The organism is Mycobacteroides franklinii (genome assembly GCF_002013895.1).
In the GTDB taxonomy this organism is placed as follows: domain Bacteria; phylum Actinomycetota; class Actinomycetes; order Mycobacteriales; family Mycobacteriaceae; genus Mycobacterium; species Mycobacterium franklinii.
Window position 1 is genome coordinate 312936 of the sequence record NZ_MAFQ01000007.1, and the last position, 13026, is coordinate 325961.

The 13026-nt window shown below is 64.5% G+C and carries 8 protein-coding genes and 4 tRNA genes; 8 read left to right on the plus strand and 4 right to left on the minus strand.

The genetic code is table 11. From position 1 onward, the window contains the following. Window positions 1-2: 2 nt before the first annotated feature. Window positions 3-911 carry a factor-independent urate hydroxylase gene (pucL, locus tag B4393_RS14365; protein WP_078334674.1) on the plus strand — a complete coding sequence of 303 codons (909 nt, stop codon included), beginning with the start codon at window positions 3-5 and terminating at the stop codon, window positions 909-911. Here the strand turns inward: pucL and B4393_RS14370 are convergent. After that, window positions 908-2317 carry an amidohydrolase family protein gene (locus tag B4393_RS14370; protein WP_078334675.1) on the minus strand — a complete coding sequence of 470 codons (1410 nt, stop codon included), beginning with the start codon at window positions 2315-2317 and terminating at the stop codon, window positions 908-910. The two genes, pucL and B4393_RS14370, sit on opposite strands and share 4 nt — an antisense overlap. 77 nt (window positions 2318-2394) lie before the next feature. Here B4393_RS14370 and B4393_RS14375 point away from each other — a divergent pair, with 77 nt between their 5' ends. From B4393_RS14375 to B4393_RS14400, 6 genes are all read left to right on the plus strand, one after another. Next, window positions 2395-3750, plus strand: coding sequence for an 8-oxoguanine deaminase (locus B4393_RS14375; protein ID WP_078334718.1), 1356 nt, complete (start codon window positions 2395-2397; stop codon window positions 3748-3750). After that, window positions 3750-4562 carry an FAD binding domain-containing protein gene (locus B4393_RS14380; protein WP_078334676.1) on the plus strand — a complete coding sequence of 271 codons (813 nt, stop codon included), beginning with the start codon at window positions 3750-3752 and terminating at the stop codon, window positions 4560-4562. The genes B4393_RS14375 and B4393_RS14380 overlap by 1 nt, the downstream gene beginning before the upstream one ends. After that, window positions 4559-7267, plus strand: a complete 2709-nt coding sequence (locus B4393_RS14385; RefSeq protein ID WP_078334677.1) for a molybdopterin-dependent oxidoreductase — start codon at window positions 4559-4561, stop codon at window positions 7265-7267. The genes B4393_RS14380 and B4393_RS14385 overlap by 4 nt, the downstream gene beginning before the upstream one ends. Next, window positions 7264-8334, plus strand: a complete 1071-nt coding sequence (locus B4393_RS14390; protein ID WP_078334678.1) for an XdhC family protein — start codon at window positions 7264-7266, stop codon at window positions 8332-8334. Before B4393_RS14385 ends, B4393_RS14390 begins: the two co-directional genes overlap by 4 nt. A 124-nt stretch (window positions 8335-8458) precedes the next feature. Next, window positions 8459-9880 carry an FAD-binding oxidoreductase gene (locus B4393_RS14395; protein WP_078334679.1) on the plus strand — a complete coding sequence of 474 codons (1422 nt, stop codon included), beginning with the start codon at window positions 8459-8461 and terminating at the stop codon, window positions 9878-9880. Between the two features lie 115 nt (window positions 9881-9995). After that, entirely contained in the window at window positions 9996-10820 is an 825-nt protein-coding gene (locus B4393_RS14400) for a carbon-nitrogen hydrolase family protein (RefSeq protein ID WP_078334680.1), read from the plus strand. A gap of 174 nt (window positions 10821-10994) precedes the next feature. Here B4393_RS14400 and B4393_RS14405 read toward each other — a convergent pair. From B4393_RS14405 to B4393_RS14415, 3 genes are all read right to left on the minus strand, one after another. Then, window positions 10995-11069: transfer RNA gene (locus B4393_RS14405), tRNA-Val, on the minus strand. A 9-nt stretch (window positions 11070-11078) separates the two neighbouring features. Further along, a tRNA-Cys gene (locus B4393_RS14410) sits at window positions 11079-11152 on the minus strand. 25 nt (window positions 11153-11177) lie between these two features. Continuing rightward, window positions 11178-11250: transfer RNA gene (locus tag B4393_RS14415), tRNA-Gly, on the minus strand. A 167-nt stretch (window positions 11251-11417) separates the two neighbouring features. Here B4393_RS14415 and B4393_RS14420 point away from each other — a divergent pair. Continuing rightward, window positions 11418-11489, plus strand: a tRNA-Val gene (locus B4393_RS14420). The last annotated feature ends 1537 nt before the right edge of the window (window positions 11490-13026 follow it).

A 13026-nucleotide genomic window follows, 5' to 3' on the forward strand; every position in this document is an offset into this window, starting at 1 on the left:
CAATGGGAATCGTCCTCGGAGGCAACCAGTACGGCAAGGCCGAGAACCGGGTGGTGCGGATCTATCGCGATAACCCACGCCACGAAATCAAAGACCTGAACGTCGGGAGCGCACTGCGGGGAGATTTCGCCGCGGCCTACACCGACGGGGACCAGCGCAAGGTACTGCCCACCGACAGCCAGAAGCAGACGATCTACGCCTATGCCAAGGAGAAGGGCATCGAGACCATCGAGCAGTACGGTCTGGATCTGGCACACCACTTCGTGGACGAATACGGACCGGTCACCGGGGCGCGTATCGAGATTGACGAGTATGCCTGGGAGCGAGTCGTTGTCGGGGGACGCGAACACGACCACACCTGGGTTCGCAAGGGCCAGGAGGTGCGCACCGCCGAGATCACCGTGGACGGTGTCGGCGCCCAGCAGCGGACATGGGTGATCGGCGGGCTCAAGGACCTCGTCGTGCTGAAGTCGACCGGTTCGGAGTTCCACGACTTCTTCGAGGACAAGTACACCATCTTGCAGCCCACCTCGGATCGGGTGATGGCTACCTCGCTGGTGGCCAAGTGGCGTTTTGCCGATACCGACATCGACTGGGATGAAACATATCTCGGGGTGAAGGCGATTATTCTGGAACGGTTCGCCACCGTACATTCGCTTGCTCTGCAGCAGACGTTGTATGAGGTCGGCAAGGCGATCCTGGAGACGTATCCGCCAATCGTGGAGGTCCGGCTCTCGGCGCCGAATAAGCACCACTTCGTCTATGACTTATCGCCGTTCGGATTGGAGAATCCGAACGAGGTCTTTCATGCCGATGATCGTCCGTACGGGCTGATACAGGCCACCGTCACCCGAGAGGATGCCCCGGATGCCGGACCGGCATGGTCCCCGCATCTGTCGTGGTTGGTCTAGCGGTCGCCGTCGAGGTAGCCGGTGAGATCGCGCCCCCGCACCAGCACGGAGCTGATGGCGGGCTCTCGTAGCCCCATCAACAGGCGAAACAATGTCTGTTCGGCCGCCAGTTGCTCGTCATCGGACTGGACGCCGTGGGACAGACTGTCGCCCAAGGGTTCCCATCGGTCCGGATCGATGATCAGAAAATCCGCATCCTTGCCCATGTCCAGATTTCCGAAGGTGTCCTCCCGGTCGAGTGCGCGCGCCCCGGCAAGCGTCGCGGTGAACAACAGCTCGGCGGGATGCAGCGACACCGCCGCCGAAGCCGGTTCGGACATGTGGACTTTAAAACAGTCGTTCAGTACGCGGGTCAACAGCCATTCATCGCCGCCGCCCACATCGGTGCCCAGCGCGATGTTGACTCCGCTGGCGACAGTCCGGCGCCACGGCATGGTGCCCGAGCCCAGGAACAGCTGCGAGGTGGGGCAATGCGCGATGGAACTGCCCGTCTCTGCCAGACGGGCCAGTTCCGCATCTTGGCAGTGCACGGCGTGCGCCAGAATGCTCCTGTGGCCCAACAGGGTTGCGCCGCCCTTGCGAGAGCCGGGCAGAAAATGACCGTCATAGGTATCCAGGTAGCTCTTGACCCCGTACGCAGACAGGGTGGTGTCCACCTCGCCGGTGCCCGGCCGGGCATTCTCATTGAGGTGGGAATGGAAGTAGACACCGTCGGCCCGCACGCCGTCGTAGAGTTCGCCGAGGGCCGCCAGGGTGTCGGCGGTGACGGACAGCGAGAACCGGGGCACCAGCGCGACGTCGGTGAGAGTGTCCCCGTGCCAGCTTTCGATTTCCCTGGAGCACAGCTCAATTGCGTACTCTGTTGTGGTCAGCAGAGGTTGGGCACTCTCGGGGCCCACGGTCTGCACTCCGCGCCCGGTGACCAGCCGCAATCCCGCCGCACGGGTCGCAGTGAACAACGCCTCCTGTGCCTGCGGGAAGGCCGAGCCCATCACCATCGCGGCGGTGGTGCCTGCGGCGATTCGGCGGCGGCAGAATGCTGCGGCCGCGCGCTGCGCCAGTACCGGGTCTGCCAAGCGGGCCTCTGCAGGAAAGATGCAGCGCTCCAGCCATTCCAACAGCTGGCCGCCGCCATAGGAATCGGTGCAGTACACCTGCGGGAAGTGCATATGGGTATCGATGAATCCGGGCAGCAGGAACCCGCCGCGATGATCGTGACTGGGCCACGCGGAATACGCCTGGGGCAGATGCGTGTACGGGCCGCAATAAGCGATCACACCATCGGCGCCGACCGCCAGTGCGCCGTCGGGAATCGACTGCAGATGTGTGGCAGCGTCGGCCACCGTGGGGGATCCGGCGATGTGGAAGATGTGCCCGCGGTATACGGCAGCGGCGATCGGGTCCATGGCTCCATAGTGCACACCGCGCGTCGTGGCCGCAGGACGAGATGTGGTAGCGAGGTGGTGTCTTGAGCCCAATCACCTTGATCGAGAACGTATTCGCGGCCACCATCGACCCCGCGCGGCGAGAGCTCGACGGTGCGACGGTGGTCGTCGAGGGAAGTCGCATCGCAGCCGTGCTGAGCGCGGGCGAGCACAACGCGTGGCGCGGGTTGTCGGACGTTGAACGCGTAGACGGCCGAGGCTGCCTGCTCACACCGGGATTGGTCAACACACATCACCACCTGTACCAGTGGATCACCCGCGGGCTCGCGGCCGATCACACACTGTTCCAATGGCTTACCGCGCTGTATCCGGTATGGGAGGGCATCGACGCGGACGGTCTACATGTGGCGGCCCAGGGCGCGCTGAGCTGGCTGGCGTTGTCGGGATGTACCACCACCACCGATCACCATTACGTATTTCCCTCCGGGGCAGGCGATCTGTTGGAGGCTGAGATCGCGGCGGCGCGGGAGGTCGGGCTGAGGTTCGACCCCACCCGCGGCTCAATGGATTTGGGACGGTCTGCGGGAGGCCTGCCGCCCGACAGCCTGGTGGAGTCGATCGATACTGCCCTGGACGCCAGTGCCGCGGCCATCGCGCGGTGGCATGACCCGGCGCCGGGTTCCATGGTCCGCATCGGTCTGGCACCCTGCTCGCCCTTCTCGGTGAGCGGGGAGCTGTTGCGTCAGTCCGCGCTGTTGGCCCGTGAGCACGGGGTGCGGTTACACACCCACCTGGCGGAAACCGAGGACGAGGGTAGATATTGCGCCGATCGTTTCGGCTGCAGCCCGCTTGACTACATGGAGCAGTTGGGCTGGCTGGGCCCCGACGTGTGGTTCGCGCACGGCATCCACCTCGATGACGCGGCCATTGCCCGGCTGGCTGGCACCGGAACCGGCATCGCGCACTGCCCGACCTCCAACGGCCGGTTGGGTGCGGGTATCGCCCGCACCCGGGAGCTGCTGGCGGCGGGAGTGCCGGTGGGTCTCGGGGTGGATGGTGCGGCCTCCAACGAGTCGGGGCGGCTGTTGGACGAGGCGCACCAGGCGCTGCTGCTGGCACGCGCCGTCGGCGGGCCTACCGCGCTGAGCACGCGTACCGCACTCGAGCTGGCGACGCTGGGGGGCGCCCGCCTGCTGGGCCGTGCCGACGAGATCGGTTCGATTGAGGTGGGCAAGTGCGCGGATCTGGTGCTGTGGGATCTGAGCACGCTGAGCCATAGCGGAATCGACGACCCGGTGGCCGCCTTGGTGCTGGGCGCGGTGCCGCCGATCAAGTATTCGTGGGTCGACGGCAGACCTGTGGTCAGGAACGGGGAGATGCTGACCGTGGATACCGGCCGGGTCGCCGCTGCCGTCGAGGCGGCGCATCATGGATTGATGAGCAGGGTGCGCTGATGGATCTGCACGCCATCGACTCGGTGCTGATCCTCCGGGACCGCGCTGACCTCAGCGGCCTCGGGCCGCAGGACGCAGTGCTGGCGGGCGGCACCTGGCTGATGAGTGAGCCTCAGCCCGGGCTGAGGCGTCTGGTGGACCTGACCGGTATGCGGTGGCCCGACGTAGTGGTCGATACCGGGAGTCTGGAGGTGGCCGCCACCTGCAGCATCGAACGGCTCATCAACGCCCCATACCCTCCGCACTGGAGGGCCACCGCCCTCTTCGGGCAGTGCGCGCGTGCCCTGCTGGCCTCGTTCAAGATCTGGCGCACCGCGACGGTCGGCGGCAATATCTGCCTGGGTCTGCCCGCGGGAGCAATGATCTCGTTGTGTGCCGCCCTCGATGCCGAGCTGCTCATCTGGCGCCGTGACGGCACCGACGAGCGTTGCGCCATCACCGAATTCGTAACCGACATCAACGAGACGGTCCTGCACCCGGGTGATGTCTTACGCGCCATCACCTTTTCCTCAGTGGCATTGTCGCAGCCGACGGCGCTGCGCAAGATCGCCTACTCGGCTCTGGGCCGCTCCGGTGCGCTCGTCACCGGAAGGCTCGACGGCGCAGACATTGTGCTGGGTATCACCGCGGCCACCCGCAGACCGATCGTGTTGCGGGTACCTGCCGACGCCGAGCGCGCTGTGCAGGCTGCTGCGGGGATTCCCGATGCGCAGTTCCATACCGACGCCCACGGCACCGCTCAGTGGCGCCGCAAGGTCACGGCACAGCTCGCCCGCGAGGTCACCGAGGAGCTGATGGGCGGGCGCCCATGAAAGTCAACGGCCAGATCATCGATGCCAGCCCGCGGCCCGGGCAGTGTCTGCGTACATTCCTGCGCGAGCACGGGCACATCGAGGTCAAGAAGGGCTGCGACGCCGGTGACTGTGGTGCCTGTACGGTGCTGGTGAACGGGGCGTCACAGCATTCGTGCATCGTTCCCGCGCACCGTGTTACCGAGGCAGAGATCCTCACCATCCGGGGCCTGGGAGATGAGTGCAATCTGCATGCCGTGCAGCGCGGCTTCATCGACCATGCCGGTTTCCAATGTGGATTCTGTACCGCTGGAATGGTATTGACGGCGGCCACTCTTACATCGGAGCAGACTGAAGATCTGGACAACGCGCTGAAAGGCAATCTGTGCAGGTGCACGGGTTACCGGCCCATTCGTGCCGCCATCTGTGGCGTCGCGCCGCCAGAAGGCACCGTCAGTGCCCCTGCCGCCGCGCGGGTGGTCACCGGCACCGAGTCGTACACCATGGACCAGTTGCCTGCCGGTGTGGGACATATCGCGGTACTGGGCAGCCCGCATCCGTCGGCCCGCATCAGCCGGATCGACACGGAGAGGGCCCTCGGCCTACCGGGGGTTCGCGCGGTGCTCTGCTACCGCGACGATCCCGGGGTGCAGTTCTCCACCGCTCGCCACCATGAGCGCGCCGACGACCCCGACGACACACTGGTTTTCGATCGTGTGCTGAGGTTCGCGGGACAGCGCGTCGCGGCCGTGGTGGCGGACTCACCGACCATCGCGCACCGCGCACTGGAGCACATCGACGTCGAATATGAGGTGCTGCCAGCGGTATTCGATCCGGTGCTGGCGCAGCGGCCCGGAGCGCATCTGGTGCACGGTGACAAGGGCCCCGGCGCCCGAATCGCCGACTCCGCACGCAACCTGGTGGCCGAGGTACACGGCGAGGTCGGCGATATCGCGGCGGCGGTGGACCGGGCCAGGGAATCGGGCGCGGTGGTCAGCGGCAGCTGGCAGACCGCGCGGGTACAGCACGTTCACCTGGAGACCCACGGATCAGTGGGTTGGCAGGACGAGCGTGGACGCTATGTCCTGCGCACCAGCAGTCAGGTGCCGTTCCTGGTGCGCGATGAGCTCTGCCATGTGTTCGGCCTTGCGCGCGAACAGGTCCGGGTGTTCGCACCGCGGGTCGGTGGCGGGTTCGGGGCCAAACAGGAGATGCTCACCGAGGATCTGGTGCTGCTGGCGGTGCGCGCCACAGGTGCGCCGGCGGTCTACGAATTCACGCGCAGCGACCAGTTCACCATTGCCCCGTGCCGCCATCCGATGCGGGTGAATGTCACCGCGGCAGCGGGTAGGGATGGTGTGTTGACGGCGCTATCGGTCGACGTGCTCTCCGACGCGGGTGCCTACGGAAATCACAGCGTGGGGGTCATGTTCCATGGCTGCAACGAATCCATGGCCCAATACCGCTGCGCCAATAAACGAGTCGATGCGCAGGCCGTGTACACCAACAACATCCCGTCCGGCGCGTTCCGCGGCTATGGGCTGGGGCAGGTGCTGTTCGGGATCGAGTCAGCCCTCGATGAATTGGCACGCGAACTTGGCATCGACCCGTTCGAGTTCCGGCGCCGCAACGTCATCGTGCCGGGGGACCGCTTCGTCAGCTGGGAAGTGGAGGAGGACGACCTGGAGTTCGGCAGCTACGGGCTCGACCAGTGCCTGGACCTGGCGCAGGATGCGTTGGCTCACGGTGCCGAGGACCCGGCACGCAACGGATCGGCCCTGCCCGCCGGCTGGCAGGTGGGCGAGGGCACGGCGATGGCCATGATCGCGACGGTGCCCCCGCGTGGGCACGTCGCCGATGCCCGCGCCACGCTGGACGAGCGGGGCCGCTACCGGATCTCGGTGGGGTCGGCCGAATTCGGCAACGGCACCACCACCGTGCACGCACAACTCGCCGCGGCCGTACTGGGGTGTGCCCCGGACCAGATCGACATTCGGCAGGCCGATACCGACGAGGTGGGCCACGACACGGGTGCCTTCGGCTCGGCCGGGACCACCGTCGCCGGCCTGGCCGTACATCGCGCGGCAGAGCTATTGCGGGACAAAATCATCCGGTTCGCCGCGGCGAAACTGGCGGTGCCAGAATCGCGGTGTGTGCTGGAACGGGACGGCGTGCGGATTGGCGAGGATCTGTTGAGCTTGGCCGATATCGCACGCTCGGCGGCGCTCCCGCTGGCCGCGGTGGGCCGCCACGAGGGCACGCCTCGGTCGGTTGCCTTCAACGTCCAGGCATTTCGCGTCGGTGTCCATCCACAAACCGGCACGGTGCTTATCCTGCAGTCGGTGCAGACCGCCGATGCCGGAGTGGTCATCAACCCGCAGCAATGCCGTGGCCAGGTGGAAGGTGGTGTCGCCCAGGCAATCGGCTCGGCGCTGTACGAGGAGATGCTGGTGCACGATGGCCTCGTCAGCACCACGACGCTGCGCAACTACCACATTCCGCGGTCGGTGGACCTGCCCGAGACCGAGGTCTACTTCGCCGACACCTATGACACCCTCGGGCCGCTCGGGGCCAAGTCGATGAGCGAGTCCCCGTACAACCCGGTGGCGCCCGCGCTGGCCAATGCCATCCGCGATGCCGTCGGTGTACGGATGCATCGCTTGCCGATGAATGCCGCGCGGGTGTGGCAGGCCATCAACGAGCCGGCGGAAGGAGCGTCATCGTGAAAGACATACTCGACGATCTCATCGCCCTGCTGGACAGTAGGTGCCGCGTCGCGCTGGCCCGCGTCGTGGAGGTCAGTGGCGCGGTTCCGCGGGAGCCCGGCGCGGCGATGATCGTGACAGCCGGTGGAGCGGTCATCGGATCACTGTCCGGTGGATGTGTGGAGGCGGCGATCATCGAGACCGCGCGTGAGGTCATGGAAACCGGAATGTGTGTCAGCGAGCGGTTCGGCGTCGACGACGGGTTCGCGCCGGGCCTCACCTGTGGAGGCGAGATCGAAATCGTCACCGAAAGCGTTGATGCCGAACGACTGCCGCTGTTGCACGAGTTGCGGCACGGGCTTGAGGTGGGGGAGTCGCTGGCTCTGGTGAGCACACTGTCGGGGGTACCCGACTGGGCGCTGGTACGCCCGGGCGAACCGTCACCGTGGCCGCCTATCGACGGCGATATCGCATCGCGGGTGCGGGCGGGCCGCAGCGCGATGGCAGGCGCCGACCGCTGCGAGCCCGATCAATCCGCCCTGCCGCGGGTGTTCGTGCAGGCGTTCGCGGCCCCGCCACGGATGATCCTGGCAGGGGCCAACGCCTTTGTACGGGCCTTGAGCCGCACCGGCAGCCAGCTCGGCTACCGGGTGACGGTCGTCGATGCCCGCGAGGTATTCGCGACCCCGGCACAATTCCCCCACGCACAGGAGGTGGTGGTCGACTGGCCACACCGGTATCTGTGCGCCGAGGCGGCGGCCGGGCGTGTCGATGGGCGCACCGTGGTGTGCGTGCTGACCCACGATCCGAAGTTCGATGTCCCGATGTTGGCGGCGGCGCTGAGGGCGCCGGTGGCATTTGTCGGCGCACTGGGCTCGCGACGCACCCACACAGATCGGGTGGCGCGCCTGCGTGAGGAGGGCATGACCGACGATCAGCTGCGGCGGCTGCGCAGCCCGGTGGGACTGGATCTCAACGCCCGAACACCCGAGGAGACCGCGATATCCATTGCGGCACAGATCATCGCCGAAACCGCCGGAGGTTCCGGGCGCGCCTTGAATGACCTCGACGGGCCGATCCACCGATAAGGGGCACGGGCGTACCCGGAGGCAAGACGAAAGAGGGGCGTGGTGTTGGTTTTGGCGTGTGCGAGTTGATGAACTGTCATACTCGTTGTGTTCTATACGGTTTCAGCCCCGGTGAGGGAGTCCCATGCCAGCTGCTCGTATTCTCAGGCGTATCACTCGGTCCGATCGTGAGTTCGAAGCTCTGTGTCGTGGATGGAACCGGCGATTTCACGCGGACCCCCTGGAGATTGTGTTTCCGGCCAGCACCGACGAGGTGGCTGCGGCTCTGTTGGAGACGCAAGAGCGGGGAATACCGTTTCGAATCCGCTCGGGTGGACATTCAGTAGACGGCTTCTCGGGGATTGCGGACGGCATCGTTATCGACCTCAGAGATCTGAACACCGTTGACATCAGCGCTGACCGCACGCATGTCAGGGTGGGTGCTGGCGCACATCTGCACGACGTCTATGAAGTGCTAGGTCAGATCGACCGGGTAATACCGGGCGGGGTAGGTCGTTCGGTGGGTATGGGCGGTTTGATCACCGGCGGGGGACTGGGCGGACTGACGCGCTGGCTGGGCGCACTGGCTCACAACGTCGTCTCATTCGACCTGGTTGACGCACAAGGTGAGATCCACCGCGTGACGCCCGACAGTCACCCGGACTTGTACTGGGCCTGTCTTGGCGCCGGTGGAGGCAACTTCGGCATCATCACCGCTTTCACGCTGCGGATGACGCCGCTATCTGCCGCTGTTTGGTACCGATTGTCGTGGCCCTGGAGTCAGTTCAAGGACGTATATGGAGCGTGGCAGCAGTGGGCGCCGACCGCCGATAGTCGGCTGACACCGCTACTGGTGATGTGGCCGACAACGTCGGCCAACCGCGTCGATGTGGCCGGCATCTTTCCGGGCACTCCTGAACAACTCGAAGATTTGTTGGAGCCGCTACTCGAGTCGGTACCGCCGCCGAGTGAAAGGCAAATAACGCCAACAACATTTGTTGCCGCCATGGCGGCGCTACTGGAGAAGATTGGCGGTGAGTCATTTGGCGTCGGCACGCGGGCGGTGACCGCATCGCCGTTCTTTGACCGACCATTGGACCGGAATCTCATGCGCATACTTCGTGATTGGCATACCGGAGCGCCAGGTAATTCGTTTGTGTGGTGTCTTCCCGGTGGGGCAGAACTCGCAACCGCCGCCGCTCGGGGAATGCAATCGTTCGCTCACGGCCAGATGCAGCAGCTGATGCTCATCCGATCCGACTGGACCGACGTACGCGAGGATGACGCCTGCATCGCATGGGTCAGCGGCCTCTACGAACTGATGCAGCCGTACGCCTGCGGTGCCTATCTCAACTGGACCAACACCGACATCGAATCGCGGCCGCACCGGCTATACCGCGACAGCTATGCGAGATTGGTTCAGATCAAACACCGCTACGACCCGAACAGCATCTTCAGCTTCACGCACGCAATCCCGGCCTCGATATCTCGCGTACAAGCCCGTCAACTCCAACTACCGGACTCCACGCTCGCCGAGCTGTCCCACCGAGGCGTCCTAGTCGACTAGAGCCGCCTCGCTGCCGTGGGTGCGCGGTCAGCGTCCGTAATTTCGTTGTCCCGGATGCGTGAGAGGCGCGTGTGCCTCACAGTGGTGAGAACGCCGTGTCAGCCGGAGGTTTGTCATTTCCACGAAACTAAGAGTCGCGGGCCTGCAGTCCGCCGGGAACCCCGCCAATCCGGACGCCAACCTTGCCGAGCTCGATCAGGTCGCGAAAAGACTAACAGGACAGGCAGATCTACTCATCACGCCCGAGCTGTTCGTGACCGGATACGACATCGGAGATCGCTTACGGGAACTTGTGCGCGCCGATCATCTGGACGCGGTCTGCTCCATCGCCGAACGGAACAGGATCGCGATCGTCGTGGGGCTGGCCGAATATGACGCGGCCGGGGCGCTGTACAACAACGCTGTCTTCATCGACGACCGGGGCGCGGTGCGTGGGCGGCACCAAAAGACTCACCTGTTCGGCGAGATCGATCGTGCGTACTTCACGCCAGGAAGCCAGCCGGCAACCGTGGTGCAGTACCGCGGCGTCAACATCGGCGTGATGATCTGTTACGACATCGAGTTCCCCGAGAACGTCCGGATGAGCGCCCTTGCGGGGGCGCATCTGCTCGCGGTGCCGACGGCTCAGATGACGCCCTTCGCATTCGTCGCCGACGTGGTGATCCGGGCCCGCGCCTGGGAGAACCAGATTTATGTGGCGTATATCAACCACGACGGCGTCGAGAACGCGACGACCTATGTCGGACGCAGCAGCATCGTCGGTCCCGACGGGGGCGTGCTTGACCGCATCGAATCGGGGAACGGCACGATCATCGCCGAGATCGACACGGAGGTGGTGCGGCGAGCGCAAGAGGCCAACCCTTACCTGGCCGATCTGCGTCCTGATCTGAATTCGCCTCTGGTTGCCCCGACGACAGACGGTTTGTTGCACGATCAGTGACCGGGCAAGCGTGGTTTACGCGGGCTTCGTTGTACCGGATGTGGTTGTTCTCACGTAGACGAGCCCTCTGCGTGGAAGACACGGATGGGTCGGTGGTTTGGTGAGAATCCCTCTGGCGAGGGAGGAAGGGGATCGTGAAATGCATCTCTGCAATGCTCTCACCTGCGAAAACTGTGGTGCGCGATACTGGGATTGAACCAGTGACCTCTTCCGTGTCAGGGAAGCGCTCTCCCGCTGAGCTAATCGCGCGGGTCTTTATGGAGGTGGAGACGGGAATCGAACCCGTGTGCACGGCTTTGCAGGCCGTTGCCTCACCACTCGGCCACTCCACCGCTAGGGATGACTGTCCACCCTTCGAGCGGATGACGGGATTCGAACCCGCGACCCTCACCTTGGCAAGGTGATGCGCTACCAACTGCGCTACATCCGCGCGCAACGGATGAGATCGTCATCCGGTGCGAATTGAAACAGTAGTCGAACGGGAGGTTTATTCACAAATCCCTTGCGTGAGCGGCCTCTAAGCCGCCGGACTACGGTGTTTCCGGCGGCTCGTGCTAGCCTTTCACCTCGATCGGTCAGCCTCCACGACCGGTGCGCGGTCTCGTAGCTCAGCGGAAGAGCACTCGCCTCACACGCGAGGGGTCGCTGGTTCGAACCCAGCCGGGACCACCGTATAAGTACAGGCAGAAGGGTTTTTCTGCTCAGCCGAATTCCACGTTAATTAAGAGCGGATAAAGAGCTGACCCACTTATGACCCAGTCTGGGCTATCCATTCGACCTGGTGACGGTGCGTTAGCGATCAACTGACGCGAGGCGGGGGAGAAGGCACGTCCTAAACTCGCGAGAACTCGGCACGTACAAACCCTGCAACGCGGGCGCTAGACGAGGCTTTGCTCCGTCCGGACTATGCAGGCACCAGCCCTGGGATGGTGGAGGTTCCCTGCGGTGAGGCATTGTCTTCCAAGGGCAGAACGCTGCAGCTGGTTGCGTAGCTCCGTGCGCGCGGAGTGGCCGGTCGGCATGACTCGGCGGAGTTCAGTACAGCGCGGTTCCACCGAGACTCCGTCAAGCGCCCGTGTGGTGGTCGGCGATGCAAGAATGATTCTTGACTTCCTCGGGTGCGAAAGTGAAGCCGCCTTCGGCGGGCCGGTGGATTCCGTGGAGCATGCTGTAGCGAAATCAACTGTGGGTTGTGGGGATGCGGGCCTGTCATGTGTTGGACCGGTCTCAGGTGCGGTTCCCGCGCCGTTGCTGATCTTCGAAGCGGCCTCAAGGGGTTGTCTCAGCCAAGGATGGCTATGAAGCCGCTCGAGGCGCAGGGTTCTACGTTCCCGAGCAATGCGCCGGCCGGTCGCCAAGCGCGTGTGCAGGTGCAGCCGAAAGCTATGTCGCCCAGGCGTTTCAGCGCTGATCTTGCCGCATCTTCGGCACTGTGTGTGGTGCGGGTCGTCGCGCAGTGAGGGAGCTGTCAACGGGCCCAGGTAATCAAACCCGTGCTCCCCGACGAATGCCTTGACCTCGTCGTAGAACATCGATTCTGCACTGGCCCACTCCCCGAGGAGTGCCCGTTGGTGGGCGGCCCAACGGCGCCAATAGCAGGCCCTGCATGTTGGTTCATCGAGGCGGTTCTTGTCGAGGGTGTACTCAAAGCGGTAATGCGCTCGGACGGTGCACGTCAGGCACTCCGTTAGTTGCCAATCCTTCGGATGGGTAAATGGCTCGAGGGGCGCGATCCCGCCACGTCGTTGTAGCTCGCCAATGTGCTCCTCGCACCATGTCGGCTTCGATCGGGTTCTGAACGCGGCTACGGACGTGCAGCCCTCAACCGAGCATTGCTGATCTGTTGGAACCCGCTTCCTCCGTAGCGGTTTTGGAGCTTTAAGGGGCTTCGGCGGCTCTGGGACCGGACGTTCCGCCAGGGGCAACTTACGAAGGCCACTGGACAGGGATTCTGGTTCCACCCACGACGCCCTTGGTCGGTTTCGATGGGCACGACATACACCTTGATTGCTCGTGCAGTTAGTTCTTCTGCTGTGTTCGAACCAGGGTGACCCGGCTGAAGCTTTAGATGCTGTTTTTTGGGGGCGAGGGGAGTGCCGGGCGATCACGCCGATGAAGGTGACTTGGACACCTTCAGGGTTCAGGATTCGCACCGTCCGGAACAGGTCGGCGTCGGGACCATTGGTCCGATGTGCGGGTTCGGTGG